General features: G+C 55.0%; 26 protein-coding genes and 1 tRNA gene. 13 read left to right on the forward strand and 14 right to left on the reverse strand.

The annotated features are described in order from the left end of the window. Positions 1–28 precede the first annotated feature (28 nt). Genes ACYOR7_RS01570 through ACYOR7_RS01610 form a run of 9 tightly spaced genes read right to left on the reverse strand, consistent with a single transcriptional unit; the run spans position 29 to position 5,764 of the window. On the reverse strand, positions 29–1,273 hold the full coding sequence (locus ACYOR7_RS01570) for an ornithine cyclodeaminase, nickel-pincer nucleotide-dependent (protein WP_294806079.1): 1,245 nt from the start codon (positions 1,271–1,273) through the stop codon (positions 29–31). Between the two features lie 35 nt (positions 1,274–1,308). Further along, entirely contained in the window at positions 1,309–1,632 is a 324-nt protein-coding gene (locus ACYOR7_RS01575; protein WP_294806077.1) for a hypothetical protein, read from the reverse strand. Beyond that, positions 1,632–2,195: an HD domain-containing protein gene (locus ACYOR7_RS01580; protein WP_479912948.1), complete on the reverse strand. Its 564-nt coding sequence runs from the start codon at positions 2,193–2,195 to the stop codon at positions 1,632–1,634. Before ACYOR7_RS01580 ends, ACYOR7_RS01575 begins: the two co-directional genes overlap by 1 nt. Beyond that, positions 2,189–2,311, reverse strand: coding sequence for a C2H2-type zinc finger protein (locus tag ACYOR7_RS01585; RefSeq protein WP_294806074.1), 123 nt, complete (start codon positions 2,309–2,311; stop codon positions 2,189–2,191). The genes ACYOR7_RS01580 and ACYOR7_RS01585 overlap by 7 nt, the downstream gene beginning before the upstream one ends. Before the next feature lie 4 nt (positions 2,312–2,315). Next, the gene (locus ACYOR7_RS01590) at positions 2,316–2,492 is read right to left on the reverse strand and encodes a hypothetical protein (protein ID WP_479912949.1); all 177 of its coding nucleotides are present in this window, start codon (positions 2,490–2,492) and stop codon (positions 2,316–2,318) included. Between the two features lie 31 nt (positions 2,493–2,523). Further along, complete coding sequence (locus tag ACYOR7_RS01595; RefSeq protein ID WP_479912950.1) at positions 2,524–3,093, reverse strand: cob(I)yrinic acid a,c-diamide adenosyltransferase; 570 nt, start codon at positions 3,091–3,093, stop codon at positions 2,524–2,526. 28 nt (positions 3,094–3,121) lie between these two features. After that, entirely contained in the window at positions 3,122–3,790 is a 669-nt protein-coding gene (locus tag ACYOR7_RS01600; protein ID WP_479912951.1) for a TfuA-like protein, read from the reverse strand. After that, positions 3,775–5,106: a YcaO-like family protein gene (locus tag ACYOR7_RS01605; protein ID WP_479912952.1), complete on the reverse strand. Its 1,332-nt coding sequence runs from the start codon at positions 5,104–5,106 to the stop codon at positions 3,775–3,777. The genes ACYOR7_RS01600 and ACYOR7_RS01605 overlap by 16 nt, the downstream gene beginning before the upstream one ends. Positions 5,107–5,164: 58 nt before the next feature. After that, positions 5,165–5,764: a hypothetical protein gene (locus tag ACYOR7_RS01610; protein WP_294806065.1), complete on the reverse strand. Its 600-nt coding sequence runs from the start codon at positions 5,762–5,764 to the stop codon at positions 5,165–5,167. An 84-nt stretch (positions 5,765–5,848) separates the two neighbouring features. On the opposite strand from ACYOR7_RS01610, the gene ACYOR7_RS01615 reads away from it, so the two are divergent. The 11 genes from ACYOR7_RS01615 to ACYOR7_RS01665 all read left to right on the forward strand — a co-directional run bounded on the left by ACYOR7_RS01615 (position 5,849) and on the right by ACYOR7_RS01665 (position 14,213). Beyond that, positions 5,849–6,763 (forward strand): malate dehydrogenase, encoded by a 915-nt coding sequence (locus ACYOR7_RS01615; protein WP_294806064.1) that lies wholly within the window; start codon positions 5,849–5,851, stop codon positions 6,761–6,763. A gap of 53 nt (positions 6,764–6,816) precedes the next feature. Next, the gene (gene larB / locus ACYOR7_RS01620) at positions 6,817–7,599 is read left to right on the forward strand and encodes a nickel pincer cofactor biosynthesis protein LarB (protein ID WP_479912953.1); all 783 of its coding nucleotides are present in this window, start codon (positions 6,817–6,819) and stop codon (positions 7,597–7,599) included. A gap of 60 nt (positions 7,600–7,659) precedes the next feature. Further along, entirely contained in the window at positions 7,660–8,376 is a 717-nt protein-coding gene (locus ACYOR7_RS01625; protein WP_294806061.1) for a 50S ribosomal protein L18, read from the forward strand. 2 nt (positions 8,377–8,378) lie between these two features. Continuing rightward, positions 8,379–8,990, forward strand: coding sequence for a 30S ribosomal protein S5 (locus ACYOR7_RS01630; protein ID WP_479914438.1), 612 nt, complete (start codon positions 8,379–8,381; stop codon positions 8,988–8,990). A gap of 6 nt (positions 8,991–8,996) precedes the next feature. After that, complete coding sequence (locus ACYOR7_RS01635) at positions 8,997–9,455, forward strand: 50S ribosomal protein L30 (protein ID WP_294806058.1); 459 nt, start codon at positions 8,997–8,999, stop codon at positions 9,453–9,455. A 65-nt stretch (positions 9,456–9,520) separates the two neighbouring features. Continuing rightward, on the forward strand, positions 9,521–9,961 hold the full coding sequence (locus tag ACYOR7_RS01640) for an uL15 family ribosomal protein (protein WP_294806056.1): 441 nt from the start codon (positions 9,521–9,523) through the stop codon (positions 9,959–9,961). Further along, positions 9,939–11,381 (forward strand): preprotein translocase subunit SecY, encoded by a 1,443-nt coding sequence (secY, locus tag ACYOR7_RS01645; protein WP_294806054.1) that lies wholly within the window; start codon positions 9,939–9,941, stop codon positions 11,379–11,381. Before ACYOR7_RS01640 ends, secY begins: the two co-directional genes overlap by 23 nt. After that, positions 11,368–11,964 (forward strand): adenylate kinase, encoded by a 597-nt coding sequence (locus tag ACYOR7_RS01650; protein ID WP_479912954.1) that lies wholly within the window; start codon positions 11,368–11,370, stop codon positions 11,962–11,964. The genes secY and ACYOR7_RS01650 overlap by 14 nt, the downstream gene beginning before the upstream one ends. Continuing rightward, complete coding sequence (locus ACYOR7_RS01655) at positions 11,961–12,554, forward strand: EMC3/TMCO1 family protein (RefSeq protein ID WP_294806052.1); 594 nt, start codon at positions 11,961–11,963, stop codon at positions 12,552–12,554. Before ACYOR7_RS01650 ends, ACYOR7_RS01655 begins: the two co-directional genes overlap by 4 nt. A gap of 4 nt (positions 12,555–12,558) precedes the next feature. Further along, entirely contained in the window at positions 12,559–13,155 is a 597-nt protein-coding gene (locus tag ACYOR7_RS01660; protein WP_294806050.1) for a cytidylate kinase-like family protein, read from the forward strand. Between the two features lie 2 nt (positions 13,156–13,157). Then, positions 13,158–14,213 (forward strand): RNA-guided pseudouridylation complex pseudouridine synthase subunit Cbf5, encoded by a 1,056-nt coding sequence (locus ACYOR7_RS01665; RefSeq protein WP_294806049.1) that lies wholly within the window; start codon positions 13,158–13,160, stop codon positions 14,211–14,213. On the opposite strand, the gene ACYOR7_RS01670 is transcribed toward ACYOR7_RS01665, so the two are convergent. Further along, entirely contained in the window at positions 14,210–14,368 is a 159-nt protein-coding gene (locus tag ACYOR7_RS01670) for a hypothetical protein (protein WP_479912955.1), read from the reverse strand. The two genes, ACYOR7_RS01665 and ACYOR7_RS01670, sit on opposite strands and share 4 nt — an antisense overlap. A gap of 93 nt (positions 14,369–14,461) precedes the next feature. On the opposite strand from ACYOR7_RS01670, the gene ACYOR7_RS01675 reads away from it, so the two are divergent. Next, positions 14,462–14,570: transfer RNA gene (locus tag ACYOR7_RS01675), tRNA-Ser, on the forward strand. Here the strand turns inward: ACYOR7_RS01675 and ACYOR7_RS01680 are convergent. Genes ACYOR7_RS01680 through ACYOR7_RS01695 form a run of 4 tightly spaced genes read right to left on the reverse strand, consistent with a single transcriptional unit; the run spans position 14,552 to position 16,272 of the window. Continuing rightward, positions 14,552–15,253, reverse strand: a complete 702-nt coding sequence (locus tag ACYOR7_RS01680) for a CbtA family protein (RefSeq protein WP_479912956.1) — start codon at positions 15,251–15,253, stop codon at positions 14,552–14,554. The two genes, ACYOR7_RS01675 and ACYOR7_RS01680, sit on opposite strands and share 19 nt — an antisense overlap. A gap of 2 nt (positions 15,254–15,255) precedes the next feature. Beyond that, positions 15,256–15,507 (reverse strand): hypothetical protein, encoded by a 252-nt coding sequence (locus tag ACYOR7_RS01685; RefSeq protein WP_294806045.1) that lies wholly within the window; start codon positions 15,505–15,507, stop codon positions 15,256–15,258. Further along, on the reverse strand, positions 15,507–15,863 hold the full coding sequence (locus tag ACYOR7_RS01690; protein WP_294806043.1) for a DUF6659 family protein: 357 nt from the start codon (positions 15,861–15,863) through the stop codon (positions 15,507–15,509). Before ACYOR7_RS01690 ends, ACYOR7_RS01685 begins: the two co-directional genes overlap by 1 nt. A 58-nt stretch (positions 15,864–15,921) precedes the next feature. Beyond that, complete coding sequence (locus ACYOR7_RS01695; protein ID WP_479912957.1) at positions 15,922–16,272, reverse strand: hypothetical protein; 351 nt, start codon at positions 16,270–16,272, stop codon at positions 15,922–15,924. A gap of 83 nt (positions 16,273–16,355) precedes the next feature. Here ACYOR7_RS01695 and ACYOR7_RS01700 point away from each other — a divergent pair, with 83 nt between their 5' ends. Continuing rightward, the gene (locus tag ACYOR7_RS01700) at positions 16,356–16,484 is read left to right on the forward strand and encodes a hypothetical protein (RefSeq protein ID WP_479912958.1); all 129 of its coding nucleotides are present in this window, start codon (positions 16,356–16,358) and stop codon (positions 16,482–16,484) included. The last annotated feature ends 28 nt before the right edge of the window (positions 16,485–16,512 follow it).

Here is a 16,512-nt window from a genome sequence, read left to right on the forward strand (position 1 = left end):
TTCTATCTATAGTTCATATAGTCGACTGCTACCTGCGCTTTGCAATTCTTTCAAGGTGGTCTGCGACTATGGGCAGAAACGCTCCGACGTCAGTCACGATGCCCACTGCCTGCGCCGTGCCCCTGTCGACAAGCTTTGTGACGACGGGCTGGCTGATGTCGACTGCCACCACCTTTACAGACGAGGGGAGCATGTTGCCTACCGCTATGGAGTGGAGCATCGTCGAGAACATGAGCACCATCCTTGCGCCCTTTAGCACCTTTTTGTACCTGCGCTGCGCCTCCACCACGTCGGTCACGACGTCGGGTATCGGGCCGTCGTCGCGGATAGAGCCGGCTAGTACGAACGGCACATCGTGCTTGATGCACTCGTACATCACCCCGCTTTTCAGGATCTTTTTCTCTACCATCGCCCTCAGGCCGCCGGCCTTGAACACCTCGTTTATCGCCTGCATATGGTTGCGGTGGCCCCTAACTGCAAGCGTGCCATCCCTGACGTGCATACCCAGTGAAGTCCCAAGCAGCGCGTTTTCAACGTCGTGCACTGCTATTGCGTTTCCCGCAAGCAGGCCGTCGATGTAGCCCATCCTGATTAGGCGCGCAAGCGCCTCTGACGCGCCGGAATGCACCAGCACGGGGCCAGATACTACGATTATCTTGCCTCCCTCTTTTTTGGTGTTATAGATGTCGTCTGCGACCTTTCTTGCGATGTGCTGCGTGGGGCGCTCGCTGGAGCTGGAACTGGACATGAACTGGAAAATGTCGACTCCTTCGCGTGGGCGCTCTTGCGGAGTTATTTTCACGCCGCGCTCACCCACTACTACCATGTCGCCCTTTTTCAGGTCGCGGATCATCCTGCACTCCGCGGTCATGTTCCTTGTGTCGACTACTATGCACTTGTCCATCATCATGCTCTGGACGTCTATCCACTTGCCTGCGTGGAAGACCTGTGTGGAGTTGTTGGTCGTGCTGTAAAAGTCGTCGGGCATGACGCAGTCGCCGCTTGCAGGGACAAGCCTTGCCTCCTGTACAGAGACTGGCTGCGCGCCCTCTCTGTACACTGCCTCCAGTATGCGCTCAAGGTGCTCCTCATCCTTGCCGCGTACAAGCAGGCGGGCGTGGCTAGGGTCCTTTTTCTTTTTGCCAACCGTGAACTCTAGGACCTGAAAGTCGCCCTTTAGGTCCATGACGTGGTCAAATATCCTTGTTAGAATCATCGAGTCGATGAGGTGTCCCTTTACCTCGATCTCTTGCTCGCGCTTGCCTGCTGCCAAAGTATTCACGGTAATCCTTTTCAGCTATAATAAAGTTATATCGGAAGCGACAGCTTGCCGAAATATTCCTGCATGTTCTGTTCCGACTTTATCTTTTCGACTATCTGGTTCTTGGTGTCTTCTGCAAACCACTGCGCGACTGTCTTTGCTATTCCTTTGCTGTCGCACAGCGCAATCATGTAGCCTCCCGGCTCTTTGACGACCGCATACAGGTTCTCCTCGCCCACCGGCTCCCACTTGTTATCCTTGTTGTCCTTGAGGGCAAGCGCCGGCATTGCAGTCCCCGTGTACCTTGCCAAGAGGTCCTGCGCGACTTTGACCCTCTTTTCGCCTATCTTGAGAGCCGTGAAATACTGCATTAGTTTTTCCTCCGCGGAATCGGGCTTAAAGACTTTAGGGTCTCTGTCAGCACGTCGTCGTCAATGTCAACTGCCTTGTGCGCCGTCTCGAAAAACTGCGCCAAAAGTTCCTTGGCGTGCCCGTCCCTTGCGTACCTATCTGCCTGGATGGCCATTTCCAGCTTGTCAATCCTGTGCACGAACCTTGCCTCCTCTGTCTTGCCCTGCAAATACTCGCGCCAGATTTTCGAGTAATCCGCCCGTACCTTTGCCGGCAGGCACGCGAGTATCTTTTTCATTGCGCCGTCCTCTTCCTGCTGCTTTTGCCTTGTACTGACCTCGCCGGGCATGTAATCGCCCACCGCGGATTCAGCCAGATCATGCAGCACTATCATCTTTAGCATCTTGCGAGTATCTAGACCCAAAATGTCAGAAAGCGCCATGCCTATCGCGCACATGGCAAACGAATGGTCCGCCACCGACTCTGGGTCCTTGACGCCTACCTTTGCCGCCCAGCCCGCGCGCCTGACGTACTTTAACCCGATGACTGCGTCAAAAAATGGAAAGAGATCCATTTTCACCATTTCGTGGTGTCGCCTTCAAGCAGGCCAGAACCTTGGTGTATCCTGTCGATGTGCTTTGAGAGTTGTTCCTTGTCCTTGAAGGTAGAGCCGCAGTAGGGGCAGCTGACTTCTTCCATGCTGTCAGTTGGCTAAACCAGACTTTAAAGTTTGATCGACAAAGTGGGCAGCAGTGGTAGTAGTGGCAGCATGCATTGCCGGTATCGGCAGCAGGTCGACAAGCTGGGTCACGCCTATCAGGCCAAACGCCATGAGCGCCGTTATTACAATGACGAGGGTGACGTTTCTGACCTGTCCCAACGACTATGGTGGCACGATGCAGCATTTAAGGTTATTGAGGCGGTTTTTTCTTCCACGCCACGTCCTGCACGCCCTGCCTCTTGTTTGCAAGCCTTGCCGCCACGAACAACAGGTCGGCAAGCCTGTTCAGGTACATGACGACTGCCGGGTTTATGCCCTCTGCTCTTGAAAGCGCGACTGCAGCCGTTTCTGCGCGCCTTGCGATTCCCCTGCACACGTGCAGCACCGATGCCTCGGAGCTTCCGCCCGGCAGGATGAAAAACGTTATCGGCTCCAGTTCCGACTCGAACCCGTCGATTACCGGTTCGAGCGCTGACGCCATCTTTTCGTCGGTGCGCGGCGTGCTGTATTGACTCTCTGGGTAGTCGGGATCGGCAAGGTCCGAGCCGACTATGAAAAGGTCGTTCTGCACCTGTGTCAAGATGTCGACCATGTCGGAAAACGCTTTTTTTCCGCGCAGCGACGAGACTGCAAGGCCGATGTTCGAGTTTAATTCGTCGACTGCGCCGTAGGCCACTATGCGCAGGTCTGCCTTGCTGACGCGCCTGCCACCAATAAGGCCGGTCTCGCCCTTGTCGCCCGTCTTGGTGTATATCTTCATAATGCCCTTTCACAGGCGGGCAGGTGATTTAAGATTTCCCGGAATTCAGGCGCGCCTTGAAAAACTCGACCAGTTTTATCGCATCCATTTCTTTCAGGCTTTTCCTGTTCTTTTCAATATATGCTTGGAACGCGTCGATGTCTGTCAGGCTAGAATGTTTGCGCCGCGTCACCTCGATGATGTCCGGATAGTTGCGGTGCGGAAAGTAGGTGCCTTTGGCAACCTTTGCCAGCGCCTTTTTCGTGTCCTTGCTGATTATGCCTTTCTTGTGCGCAAGGAACAGGTTGTAGCGTATGTCCACCATCGCCTCAGACTGGAGATGAAAGTCGCCGTCTGCAAACGTGACTGCAACTTCATCGTCGGCGTCTATCCTGCCGGTCTTGTACAGCTCAAACACCCTGCCTATTCCAACCACGCCAAACTTTTCAAGTTCTACCGCGCGCAGCGCGCCGAGGCTTGCCGCTCCTGCCAAAAGGACGCCTTCCCGCCTTGCTAGCTGATAAACTTCAATAGGCGTGGGGGGATAGTCCTGCAAAAACACGCCGTCGACGAGCCCGACCATCGAGACGTCGGAGCTTGCAGCCAGCCTCAACAAGTCTCCCTTTTTGGCCGGCGGCTGAAACTCTGCTTCCGGCAGAATTTTCCTTGCCTTTTCGTGGCTCAAGCTGGGACCCAAGAAAATTATTGGTTTTGCCATTGCCTAAATAGCGCCCTCGCCCTCATTCCCATCACCGATTTCGTTATCTTGAATGTCTCTAGCCCCGGCACGATCGCCCTAACGACGGGTATCGCAAGGTCCGGGTTTGTCAGGTCGACGATTATCGCTCTGATGAGCCCTGCATCTTTTAGCCTGCCGAGTATGAACCTGATGTCGTCGAGTATGTCCTCATGGAAATACGTCTTGACTTCTGAAAACTTGATCTTTTTCGTAGACGGCATGAACTGCCATGCCCTCTTGTCGTCTGTGTTGTTCTCGCCGTACCTTATCTTGCGCAGGTCGTCGCGCGCCCCCTGGATGTTTGCCGCGCGGGTCTGCGACACCTCAGTTATCGCCCTCAAAAGCGCAATCCTTGCGTCGGGGTGGGTGCCGTGGCCCTCGGCTAGGTAGCCATAGTCGTGCGTGACCCACTCGATGCTGCTTGCGTTGAACGTGGGCACGCCAATGTCTGACGTGATGTCTTTTATTATGAGAGGGATGCCGGCTCTGTCGAATTTCTTTACCAGTTTTCTGACCGGCTCGAACTCGACCTCTGAAATGTCAACGTCGGGAAAAATGCCGGGGTCGTCGACGAACCTGTCTGCCTGCATTGGCTTTGCCAGCACGCCTGCCGCATTGAGCGAATGGATTATGCTCCGGAGCACGTGGAAGGGAATAGCGCTTGCGCGCAGTTCCGCCACGCTCATGGCGTCGCGCTCGATTACCTCACACAGCGAATGGCACACTGCCTCTTCAATCACGTTGCCTGATGCAAGGCCATTTGTATGGAAATATGAAAACGGGTTTACTGCCGGCGCCGGCGGGTTGTAGCGGAAAAGCGCTATTGAGGCAGGCACCATAACCTCTTCGTTGCCGTTGGCAATGTCAAAGCCGGGCAGAAAATCCATCTGCATGTCGTTGCGGTATTCAAAGCGCGTCGGCTCGACGATCTCGTCGGGGTGCAGCACTTTATGAGATTTTGACAATTCTGCATAGCTTGCCCTGACAAAGCTCCGCGGGCCTCCTGCCGGCAATGAAGAATACCTTTCGATGCTTTCCATGAGCGCGCTTGCCATCGCGTGCTCCCTGGTCGGGCCCTTGCCGCTGTACACCCAGATGTAGTCTTCAGTTCCCGGCAACACTGCCGAGTAGTTTGGTATCCCAAGCACGTCCATGTCGGTAATGTCTGCAAGCCTGGTGACCCCTATCTTTTTGGACAGCAGCACCACCTTTTGCAGGGTTTCCTGCGCCGGCCTTGTCCTCGAAGTGCCGTTTACAGTCCACTTTATCCTGCTCTGCAGCTCTATCTTGGGCACCGACTAGAAAGCGCCTGACAAGTTCATATCAAGCTTGCTGTTGCTGTCGTTCTTGTTATCATCCGGACTTGTCCCAGTTGCCAAAGTCAAAGGTCGGGATTTCCGCCGGAGGGTTACCGAACGCAAGGACTATTTGCTCGCGTGATTTCAGCTGCACGTTCCTGAAATCTCCCTGGAATTCTGTGCCGTTGACGTACGCCTTTACCGGCTTGCCTGCCACAGAATCAAAGAATGACTTTGAGGCGGTGTGCGACTGGCTCCAGATGTCCATGAACTGGCCGAGCGTGAACTCTTTTTGCTGCGGCGCCTCTATGTGCACTATGCCTGAAGTATCGTGGGTGTGGAGCCAGTAAAAGCAGCGCGGGGCATTAATTATCCCTATCCCTGAGGGGAGCTCTGTCTTTTGCCCGTCCACAAACACGTCGAGGTGGGCGTGGACATGGTAGTTCGTGATCTCCATGCTGTGGCATTCAATTCCGCTTATCGCATGTACCTCCGGGGGCTTGTACAAAAGCGCCGAGACGGCGCCTATTGCCACCACGGCAACTATAATCGGAACTATTATCATGATACGTTTTCTCTGCTTGCGGCGAGATGCAGCAAAATAGCTGTCGTCGCGCTTGCCGCCGCCTCCACCTCCGCCCTTTTTGCCGGACATTCAGCTATTGAAACGGACAATGGACAATTTAAGGTGATCGGGTTTTGTAGATTTATAAGTAATCCCGCCCGCTAGCAACCCCAAATGACAATAACGGTAATCGGATCTGGCAAAGTAGGCGCCTCAGCCGCGCTGAACTGCGGCCTGAGAGAGCTTGGCGACGTTCTCCTTTTGGACATTGTGCAGGGCCTTCCGCAGGGCGAGGCGATGGACATCAACCACCAGCTGTCGGAGCGGGGCTCTGACTCGCTTGCCCGGGGCTCGAACAACTATGAGGACATGCGCGGCTCCGACTATGTCGTGCTGGTCGCCGGCGTCGGCAGAAAGCCGGGCATGACCCGCATGGACCTGCTAAAGATAAACGCCGGGATTGTAAAGGACGTCGCGTCAAAGATAGCGACATATGCCCCGGATGCAACCGTTATCGTAGTCACGAACCCTCTTGACCCGATGACCTACCTTGCGCTCAAGACCATTGGCGCGCAAAAGAGCAAGGTGATGGGGATGGGCGGGATGCTCGACCTGTCAAGGTTCAAGAGCTATATACAAGAGGCGACGGGCCTCTCCCGAGACTCTATCCAGGCGATGGTCATTTCAGAGCATGGTGAGAACATGCTCCCGCTCACCCGCTTTTCCTCGCTGGGCGGAATCCCGCTGCACGACTTTATCACAAAAGAGCAGGCGGCAGACATTTTTGAAAAGACGAAAAAGGTCGCCGCAGAGGTAATCGCGCTAAAGGGTGCGACCGTATACGCGCCGGGCAACGCCGTCGCCACGATGATAGAGTCGATGGCAAAAGACAAAAAGATGGTGATACCAGTGTCGGCGTACCTGGACGGCCAGTACGGGGTGTCTGACCTGTGCATCGGCGTGCCCGCAGTCATTGGCGCCGGTGGCGTAGAAAAGATAGTCGAGCTAAATCTGGACAGCTTTGAGCAGGGCGTCTTTGACAAGGGCGTGGCAAGCGTCAGGGAAGCGATAAAGGCGCTTCCGCTCTGACTTTATTTTTTGTAAACCTTTTATCCCTTTCTTAATACACTGAAGACCGCGATATGGAGCTGCGCGAGATCCTCGAAAAGTTTGCCAGAGGCGCAATCACCGCCGAGGAGGCGCAAAAAGAGATCTCTATACATTCCATAGAGCACATCGAAGGCATTGCAAAGCTCGATGTGGGCCGGGAAAGGCGCAGGGGTCTGCCCGAAATAGTGTTTGCAGAGAGAAAGGAATATGCAGACACACTCCGGATCGCACAAGCCGCGGCAAAGCACAACGGTCAGGTAGTGGTGAGCAGAGTGAAAAAGAAGGACCTTGCAAAACTTGTTTCGGCGCTGCGCAAAAATGGCCTCTTGGTAGAGGTGGGCAGAAACAGCACCACGCTACTTGCAGGCAAGAAGAAAAAACAAAAGAGGCCGCTTGGCAGCGTGGTGGGGATAATGGCCGCCGGCACTTCTGACATCGGCGTTGCAGAAGAAGCGAGGCTGGTTGCAGAGGCGATGGGCTGCGACACCATAACAAGCTATGACGTCGGGATAGCCGGGATGCACAGGACGTTCCCTGCACTCAAGGAGATGCTCGCAAATAAGGTGGGCGCCATTGTCGTTGTTGCAGGCATGGAAGGCGCGCTAGCGTCGGTGGTGGCGTCGATGGTTGACGTGCCCGTGGTAGGAGTGCCTACATCGGTGGGCTATGGCTTTGGCGCCGACGGGGTTGCAGCCCTTGCGTCGATGCTTCAGAGCTGCACGCTTGGCCTTGCGGTGGTCAACATCGACAACGGGGTCGGTGCGGGAGCGTACGCTGCGTCCATCGCAAAATCTGCGACGAAGCATACCCGTTAACGTTTATAAGTGCTATAGAATTTTTGCATCTCTAATCAAACAGGAAGTGAATGGCACTCATTGACTTATGTCCGTACTCTAAAGAGAATCCGTCTTGACAAGACCAATTATCGCAAGAGGGCTGCCGTCATTGTCGGCAGGCACTCATTTGCCACTGTCAAAGTTACCGATCAGAACGTGGCCGCGCAGATACTAAAGCCGACGCCGACAGGCGATCTGGTCATCGCGTCAGCTCACAGCCACGAGCTTGCCAAGCACGGCTGGAAGGGCTCTACAAACAGCCTGCCGGCGTGCTACCTGACTGGCCTGCTCCTAGGCAAGAAGGCACTTGAAAAGGGCACGAGCAAGGCAGTCCTGTACATCGGCAAGGACCACTTTACCACCCGTGTTGCGACTTGCGCCAAGGGCATCGCCGACTCGGGCGTCAATATCCCAATATCCGAAGAGTCTCTCCCTGACTTTGAGAGGATCTCTGGCCAGCACATCGCCGAATATGCGTCAGCCCTCAAGGCAAACGAAGAAGAATACAAGTCACGATTTTCAGCGCTTTTGAAGAACGGATTAAAGCCGGAAGACTACCCCGCGCACTTTGAGGAGGTCCGGTTCAAGATCTCCGGCAAGGCGGCAGAAGCAAAACCAAAGAAGGAAAAGAAGGAAGGGGCTGCTCAGGCAAAGGAAGAAAAGTCATCTTCAAAGGACAAGAAGGCTTCACCAAAGAAGGAAGCAAAGGAAGAAAAACCCAAGAAATCAGAAAAGGCAGGTAAGAAGAAAGAATGAGCATGTTTTCATCCCAACATCAGCAAGTAGAATGGAAGCCACGCACCACGCTTGGACAGATGGTGCTGGCAGGCAAGATAACCTCGATGGACCAGATATACGAGAACGGTCTCCGCATACAGGAATCCGAGATAGTCAAGCACCTGTTGCCTGACATCAAGAGCCAGGTCGTGCACGTCGGCATTGTGCAAAAGCAGACTGACGCCGGCGAGATGACCCGCTTTAATGCCCTCGTGGCGGTAGGAAACGAGGCAGGCTGGTTCGGCATCGGCAAGGGCAAAGCATCGCAAATGCGCCTTGCAATCGACAAAGCTACTAATGCGGCATACCTCAACGTCATACCGGTAAAGCTCGGATGCGGAAGCTGGGAGTGCAAGTGCACGCAGCTTCACTCTGTGCCATTCAAAGTGAGGGGCAAGGGCGGAAGCGTCACGCTTGAAATCATCCCCGGACCAAGGGGGCTTGGCCTGGTCGCAGGCGAGAACATCAGGAACCTGCTGAAGCTTGCGGGTCTGAAGGACTCGTGGACCAAGACGTTTGGCTCTACAAACACAATGTCCTCGACTACAAAAGCAGTCTTTAACGCGCTAAGAAGCACGTATAGCGTGGGTTGATAATCTATGGCATATCTCGTTGTTAGAATCAAAGGAACGGTAAACATACCCGCATGGGCAAAGACCACGCTTGACAACCTCAACCTCGACAGGCGTTTTCGCGCGACCCTCGTTCCCGAATCGGACGAGTCGCTTGGTATGCTCAGAAAGGTAAAGGAAGTGGTCGCCTGGACCAAGGCCGACGCTTCCATAGTCAAGGAACTCCTTGAGAAGAAGGGCAAAAAAGCCGGCTACAAGCCGATAACCAAGGCCGACCTTCCAAAGGAGTACAAGAGCATCGACGAGCTTGCGGCGGCAATAGCAGACAACAAAATTGCAATGTCCAAGGTAGAGGGCATCAAGCCGTGGTTTGCGCTCTCGCCACCAAAGGGAGGCTTTAAGCGGAAAACAAAGCAGCAGTACTCGCAGGCAGGCGTGCTCGGCGACGACCAGGAGCTTGCCGAGATCGTAAAGAGGATGCTCTAGTAAGACTTAATTAAGGTGAATATCGAATTTGAACCAACTCCAGCACAAGAGGTATGTGATTAATTATGGCTACTAGATTCCGTAAAAGCAGAAGGCAGCGTGGAAGCAGGTACTGCGGCTGGGGTCAGATTGGCCAGCACAGGCAGGCAGGAAGCCGCGGAGGCATTGGCGGCGCCGGCAAGCACAAGCACTTCTTTATCAGGACAGTAATCGAAGAACCAAACCACTTTGGGCACGATGCGTTCAACTCTTTTAACCGCAACGTCGTGAACACGTGGCTCAACGTCCGCGACCTCGACGCGGTCTTTGCCAAGCACGGCAAGGCCGACGACAAGGGCAAGGTAATCCTCGACCTGACGGCGCTCGGCTATGACAAGCTGCTGGGCGGGGGCAAGATAAGCGGCGCTTACACTATCAAGGTTGCAAAGGTGTCAGAGGGAGCCAGGGCAAAGATCACGGCAGCGGGTGGCGAGGTTATAGACGATGAGCAGCACGACTCAGAATGAGAATATCCTTCGCCGCGTTATAAGGTCGGCGTCGGCGTACGTTCCACAGGTCCCAAAACCCAAGAAAAAGATCTCTTTAACCGAAAAGTTTGCCTGGACTGGCATTGCGCTACTCATCTATCTGGTCATGGGCCAGATCCCGCTCTACGGTGTGACAAGCGATCCCAAGTTTGACTTCCTCGCCTTTGCAAGAGTGATTTTTGCAGCGCAACAGGGAACGCTGATGGAGCTAGGCATCGGACCCATAGTCACGGCAGGGCTCTTGATGCAGCTGCTAAAGGGGTCGGACCTCATCCGCCTTGACTTCAAGAACCCCGACGACAGGTCGCTCTTTACGTCGGCGACAAAGATAGTGACCATAATAGTAATCGTGGCAGAGGGCTCGCTGTACGGAATCAGCGTCTACGGCCCGCTCGTCAAAGAGCCGTATATCATCGGGTCGGTAGTCGCGCAGCTGATCAGCGCCTCTATACTGGTCATGCTGCTTGATGAGCTCGTGCAAAAAGGCTGGGGCATCGGCTCGGGCCTCTCACTGTTCATCATGGCCGGCATCGCCCAGACGATACTGTGGAGCGTGTTCAGCCCGTTTCCAGCTAATGCATCTACAGGCGAACCTACCGGCATTTTGCCCTACACCATTTTTGCCGTTTCACACGGAAGTGGGGATGACGCTCTTTTGCGTTCTGGCCAGCTTCCTAGCATATTCGGCCTAGGGCTTACGGTGGCAGTCATACTCGTGCTCGTGTATATAGAGGGCATCCACGTCGACATACCCATAGTCTCTACGAAATACAGGGGCTTTACGGCAGTCTATCCAATCAAGCTGCTGTATACGTCGGTCATTCCTGTCATCCTGTCGTCGGCGCTCATCGCAAACGCCGTGTTCATGGGGCAGATGATGTGGGCCAACTATAATCCGAACAACACGAACCCCGCGTTCAACTGGATAGCGCAGTTCCAGCCAAACTCTCCACAGACGCCAACGGGTGGCATACTATACTACATCACCTCACCGAGAAGCTTTGACCACGTGGCCGCAGATCCTGCGCGGGCAGTGATATACGTCATATTCTTTGTGACTATAGTGACAGTCTTCTCTAGGCTCTGGGTGGAGCTGGGCGGCCTTTCGGCCAAGACTGCCGCAAAGAACCTGCTTGACGCCGACGTGCAGGTGCCCGGTTTCAGACGCTCCGAGAACTCGGTCGAGTCACTGCTAAACAGGTACATACCGTCGCTCACGATAATAAGCGGCGTCATCATCGGCCTCCTCGCTTCGCTGTCAGACATACTGAACGTCTATGGCTCGGGAACCGGCATACTCCTGATGGTGAACATCATGGTCAGCTACTACCAGACGCTGGTCAAAGAGCAGGTCGACACGTACATGCCCAAACTGGCGGCTCTCCTTGGCAGGAAATAACAAGCGCGCCATCATTGTCGGCATCCCCGGCGTGGGCAAGACGACTGTCATCACCCGCGCGGCCGAACTCTTGTCGTCATCGCAAAAGCGCAAGGCCGCTGTCGTCACTTACGGGACTCTGATGTTTGAAGAAGCGCAAAAGATTGGCGTGAAAAACCGCGACGAGATGCGCAGGCTCCCTGTCGAGCAGCAGAAAAAGCTGCAAGAGACCGCTGCGCGCCGCATAGCCGAGATGCAGGACGACGTGGTCATTGTCGACACGCACCTGTTCATAAGCACCCGTGAAGGCTATTACCCTGGCCTTCCAATGAGACTCATTACAATCATGAATCCGACGAACCTGATAATGGTGGCGGCAGACCCTGCCGAGATAGCCGAGCGCAGGAAGAACGATCCTTCCCGCCAGCGCGACGAAGCCTCGCCCGAAGCCATTAAAAATGACCTTGACTTTTCCAAGATGATGCTCGCATCTTGCTCTATTCTGACCGGGGCACCGTTTGCAATAGTGGTAAACGGCGACGGCAATGTTGACGACGCGGCCGCAGGCGTGGCCAGCATCCTTGCGGGAGAGTCTTTGAAATGATAGACTATGGCAGCCTGATACTGCAGCTGTTCTCACCCCAGTACACAAGGCACCCGATATTTCCCGACTTTCTCACGGCGACTCTAGTCGCGATGGTGATATCCGTGAGCATGAGCTTTGCGTTTGCCATGCTGCGCCGGAAAACCACCGACATTGAGCGCGTCAACAGGATAATGAAGGAGACAAACGAGTGGCGAAAAGCATACACGGCCGCCGTGAAAAAAGGCGACAAGGCCGAGATTGACGAGCTAAAGAAAAAGCAAGCCTACGTCAACAAGATGGCCCTCGAAGTGCAACAGCAGCAGATGCGCCCCATGCTCATCTACATGCTCCCCTCCTTCCTGATATGGATATTCGTCTTTCCGTCGATATTCGGCCAGGTAGTGGCAATATCGCCGATACACATCCCGTGGATAATGTGCAGCGACCAGGACGTCCACAACCACCAGCAGCTGGACGACAAGGGCAACCCCAAGGGGGCGTGCGAAGTGCCCGGCGAGGTCTATTTGTGGGGATGGTTCCTGCTCACGTCATTTGCCTTTTCCGGCATAGTGGGCAAGGTCACCAAGACAAGTATGCCGAGCATGTGATGACATGGCCACTGCAGCAGCAAAAAAACCAAGCATCGTGATCTCTGGCTGGCCGGCGGTGGGCAAGACCACAATAGCTGGCGAGCTTGCCAACGAGTTCGGGCTGACCATGTACAATGGAGGCGACATATTGAAGATGCTTGCCCGGGAAAAAGGATACTCTACAGACACTGCAAAGAGCGACTGGTGGGACACGCCGGAGGCCAAGGCGTTCATGCAAGAGCGCAAGCGGGACCCTACCTTTGACAAGCGCGTCGACAAAAAGCTGGAGGAGATACTGAAATCTGAAAGCGCCGTGATAACAAGCTACACGCTTCCGTGGCTCGTAAACGATGATGGGATAATAAAGTTCTGGCTCAAGGGCTCGGCGCACAGCCGCGCAAAGCGCATGGCAAACCGCGACGGGATAGCGGTACAAGAGGCGGAAAAGATAGTGAACCTGCGCGACAACGAAAACATCAAGATATACAAGAACCTCTACGGCTTTACGTTCGGAGAAGACCTGTCTGTGTTCGATTATGCGCTCAACACCGACCTTTTGAGCCTACCCGCGCTGGTCGAAGTCGCCAAGCTCATAGTGAGGCGTCAGGTGGGTCAGTGAATATGCTGCCTCAACTAGAGAACCTCGTCAACGTGGACGAGGACGTGACGGACGAGCGCTACGGCCACTACCCCGACAAGAGGCCGATAAGCGAGCTTTTGTATTATGGATTGATACTTGTGGACAAGCCGGCAGGCCCCACTAGCCACGAGGTGGTGGCGTGGGTAAAGAGGATACTGGAGATAGAAAAGGCAGGCCACTCGGGAACGCTTGACCCCGGGGCTACAGGGCTTCTCCCAATCGGCCTTGGCGAAGGGACAAAGGCGCTTGGCGTGCTTCTGCTCGGGCCAAAGGAATACTATGCACTTGCGCGCCTGCACGCGCACGCGCCGGCGGACAAGGTAAGGCGCATAATGAAGGATTTCACGGGCGAGATATACCAGCGGCCGCCGCAGCGCTCGTCGGTCAAGAGGGTCACCCGCGTCCGCACCGTATACGCGTTTGACTACATCGAGGACTATGACCGGCTGATACTGATGCGCGTGCTCTGCCAGGCAGGCACGTACATACGCAAGATAATCTACGACATCGGCGAAGTGCTGTCGCCGGGCGCAACGATGGTAGAGCTGCGCCGCACGCAGGTGAGCAACCTGTACGAAAAGGACGGCCTCGTGCGCCTGCACGACCTTGCCGACGCGTACCAGCGCTACAAGGAAACAGGCGACGAGGAGAAACTCCGCCGATTGATCAAGCCAATAGAGCAATGCCTTGAAGGGATACGCGGCATAACCGTCCGGGACACCGCGGTTGACGCTCTGTGCCACGGCGCGCCCCTTGCCGTGCCCGGGGTGATAGCGGTGCCAAAGGACCTGCGCGTAGGCGAGCTTGTCGGCGTCTATACGTTAAAGGGCGAGATAGTCGGCCTTGCAGAGGCAGCGATGACAAAAGAGCAGATAGAGGAAAGCGCAAGGGGAGTCGCGTTTGTCATGAAGCGACTGATAATGAAGCCTGATACTTATCCAAAGGCGTGGCGCTCCAGGGGCGAGCACGCCGCGGCCCCAGACGTGGCCGTACGCCCCGAAGTGGATCTGGGCAAGCTGGAAAGCGACGATATTTAGATCGTTTCGCCGATGCCCGGGCGCTTGCGGTCGAGCTTGGCGATGTTCCTTGCCAGGTTCTCAATCGTCCCGGGTATGTGGCACTTGCACATGCAGTCGCTGCAGTCGACGTGGTTTCCGCCTTTGCAGTTGTCAGAAAGTCCTTGGTTGCTCAAAAACAAGTAACAATCGGCGTTCCTCAATTTCTATCTTTGCCACGGCTTCTTTGATTGAATTATATAGTGAAGGAGCCATGACGGTGCTTGGTTGCCGGGGTCGCCTAGCCCGGGAGGGCGCAAGCCTGGAAACAGCAAAATCTGCTTTCCGGCGAGCTTGTGACCCGTAAGGGTCCCGAGGGTTCAAATCCCTCTCCCGGCGCCTTTCTTCTTCTCTTCTCTTTCTAGTAAAGCGCCTGCAACAATCCCAAGCGTGAACCACAGCGCAGTCATGCTTGCCGCCATTGACGAGCGCCATCCTGTAAGCAGCTGCTGCGGTACAAACTCTAGGCCGGAAAATGCCGGGAACAGGAAATAGAGCACGCCTATTATCCCAGTGTACACGCCTGCCGCTCCGATGTACCAGTTCTTTCTACGCGTCCTTGAAAACGCGATTGCAGAGCCAAGGGCCGCAAGCCCAGACGCGGCAGTATAGCCTGTGTAAAGTACAGAATATCCACTGTCGCCTCCTGTGTTAAAGACGGTATCCGGGTTTGCCGGGTATCTCAATGCCGGGATGACATAGAGAGCGAGCCATGCCGCTCCTGCGACTGCAAGGGCCACCTTGAAGGCGCTTGTACCAATCCGGAGGTACACTGCAGCGACAAGCACGCCGCCTCCGATGCCTACTGCAATCGGAAGCGCGACATTCTGCACCTGCAAGAGTTGCAGCTCTTGGTTGAACTCGCCTTCGTCGATTATTCCCGGCGCGACCAATTCGTCCGCGTAAAAGTCTGCGATCTTGCCCTGCTGGGCCTGCACTATTGTCAAGTTGATTGCCGCCGAGAGCGCGCCGCCTACAATCCCTGCAATGATGGCTAGGAAAAATGCCTTTTTCGCCTGCATAGTTAGAGTTCCTCGTCCAGCTCCTCGATTGCCGCCGCCTTGGATACTTCGTGCAGGCGCATCGCCACGGTGCGGTCGTACGCTTTTTTGTCGATGATGCCCTTTTCGTCAAGCATCTCCACGAGCGCGCTGAGCCTTGCGCTCAACTCCTCAAGCTCTGTCAGCTCTTTGCCGGTTATTTTCCGGGGCGGGACAAGGTCACTGTCGTCCTCCCTTCCCCGCGAGCGCCTCTTCCTGCTACTGCTGGTGGGCATCAGCGTAGCACTGCCAGTATCCCGCTTATTATTTTGTCGTGTGGCTTGTCTTTTTCGATAGAAACGAGCAAAAGGCTGTCGTCGTCCTGCAGCGGAAATGTCGCCAGCTTGATTTTCTCCCTTTCTGAAAACGTGTAAATTGTCTTGCCAAAGTCCACGTTGAACTCTTTTCGCATGGCGTTGCGGAGCGCAAACTCGACGTACAGCCTGTCCATGTCCTTTATGGACTCTAGCGGGTTCACCCCGTCGCGCATACCTCCTGCCACGAGCTTGCCCATCTTGCCTATCACGCCGGCAAACCTGACTGCGGGGTCCACCGCAAGTACCTTTTTGCACAGCTCATCAAAGCCCGGCAACGCCCGGGTAAGGGAAAACTTGCTTAATAAGCTTGATTAATTCACTACTCTCATTCGTCTACTTGCGCTTTGGAAACTCGTGGAGTTCCGTTCCCGAGCAGCGCTGGCACGCCTTGGGCTCTTTTTCTGCAAGGTAGCTGACGTAAAAGCACTTGCTGCACTGCATACGGAAAAGGGCGGCCGCCTCTAGGTCGTCGCCTGTCTGCTTCAATATCTGCATAGAGACAAGACCGTCAAGCACGGGGGACATGCTCTCTGCGAGCTTGGCCGGGTCGTAGCCCCGGTAGCGCAGGTACGTGCTTGTCATCTCTCCTGCGATGGCGCTCCTCTGGAACTGGGTCCTGCCCTTTCCTGCCTGGCGGAAAAAGTGGTCGCGCAAGTACCATTCAAGCTCTCTCGGCGTGTCCACAAGTCTCTTGGGCAGGATGATAAATAAAAACGATATTGCAATCTTGTACGAAATATAAGCCAGTTGCGGCAACAACCTTTGTAATGGGAGAAAAGGACGAGTTAAGGCGCTGCCCCATCTGCGGCTGCACCGAGCACAGGCTCATAGGCTGTCATATCCACAAGCTAAAGCACAGAAAAGGACCCGATGGCCGGTGCATAGTAGTCGAATAGTCCGGAATAAACGATATTATAAAGCGCC

This window comes from Candidatus Nitrososphaera sp. 86-2 (assembly GCF_056726185.1).

What these genes read in the sequence shown, in the direction of transcription:
- ACYOR7_RS01700 (WP_479912958.1), top strand. Translation starts at nt 16,356, where the DNA reads ATGGGAGAAAAGGACGAGTTAAGGCGCTGCCCCATCTGCGGCTGCACC.
- larB (WP_479912953.1), top strand. Translation starts at nt 6,817, where the DNA reads ATGGAGCTGCGCGAGATCCTCGAAAAGTTTGCCAGAGGCGCAATCACC.
- ACYOR7_RS01680 (WP_479912956.1), bottom strand. Translation starts at nt 15,253, where the DNA reads ATGCAGGCGAAAAAGGCATTTTTCCTAGCCATCATTGCAGGGATTGTA.
- ACYOR7_RS01630 (WP_479914438.1), top strand. Translation starts at nt 8,379, where the DNA reads ATGTTTTCATCCCAACATCAGCAAGTAGAATGGAAGCCACGCACCACG.
- ACYOR7_RS01595 (WP_479912950.1), bottom strand. Translation starts at nt 3,093, where the DNA reads ATGAAGATATACACCAAGACGGGCGACAAGGGCGAGACCGGCCTTATT.
- secY (WP_294806054.1), top strand. Translation starts at nt 9,939, where the DNA reads ATGAGCAGCACGACTCAGAATGAGAATATCCTTCGCCGCGTTATAAGG.
- ACYOR7_RS01655 (WP_294806052.1), top strand. Translation starts at nt 11,961, where the DNA reads ATGATAGACTATGGCAGCCTGATACTGCAGCTGTTCTCACCCCAGTAC.
- ACYOR7_RS01660 (WP_294806050.1), top strand. Translation starts at nt 12,559, where the DNA reads ATGGCCACTGCAGCAGCAAAAAAACCAAGCATCGTGATCTCTGGCTGG.
- ACYOR7_RS01610 (WP_294806065.1), bottom strand. Translation starts at nt 5,764, where the DNA reads ATGTCCGGCAAAAAGGGCGGAGGTGGAGGCGGCGGCAAGCGCGACGAC.
- ACYOR7_RS01685 (WP_294806045.1), bottom strand. Translation starts at nt 15,507, where the DNA reads ATGCCCACCAGCAGTAGCAGGAAGAGGCGCTCGCGGGGAAGGGAGGAC.
- ACYOR7_RS01600 (WP_479912951.1), bottom strand. Translation starts at nt 3,790, where the DNA reads ATGGCAAAACCAATAATTTTCTTGGGTCCCAGCTTGAGCCACGAAAAG.
- ACYOR7_RS01585 (WP_294806074.1), bottom strand. Translation starts at nt 2,311, where the DNA reads ATGGAAGAAGTCAGCTGCCCCTACTGCGGCTCTACCTTCAAGGACAAG.
- ACYOR7_RS01615 (WP_294806064.1), top strand. Translation starts at nt 5,849, where the DNA reads ATGACAATAACGGTAATCGGATCTGGCAAAGTAGGCGCCTCAGCCGCG.
- ACYOR7_RS01635 (WP_294806058.1), top strand. Translation starts at nt 8,997, where the DNA reads ATGGCATATCTCGTTGTTAGAATCAAAGGAACGGTAAACATACCCGCA.
- ACYOR7_RS01665 (WP_294806049.1), top strand. Translation starts at nt 13,158, where the DNA reads ATGCTGCCTCAACTAGAGAACCTCGTCAACGTGGACGAGGACGTGACG.
- ACYOR7_RS01575 (WP_294806077.1), bottom strand. Translation starts at nt 1,632, where the DNA reads ATGCAGTATTTCACGGCTCTCAAGATAGGCGAAAAGAGGGTCAAAGTC.
- ACYOR7_RS01640 (WP_294806056.1), top strand. Translation starts at nt 9,521, where the DNA reads ATGGCTACTAGATTCCGTAAAAGCAGAAGGCAGCGTGGAAGCAGGTAC.
- ACYOR7_RS01580 (WP_479912948.1), bottom strand. Translation starts at nt 2,195, where the DNA reads ATGGTGAAAATGGATCTCTTTCCATTTTTTGACGCAGTCATCGGGTTA.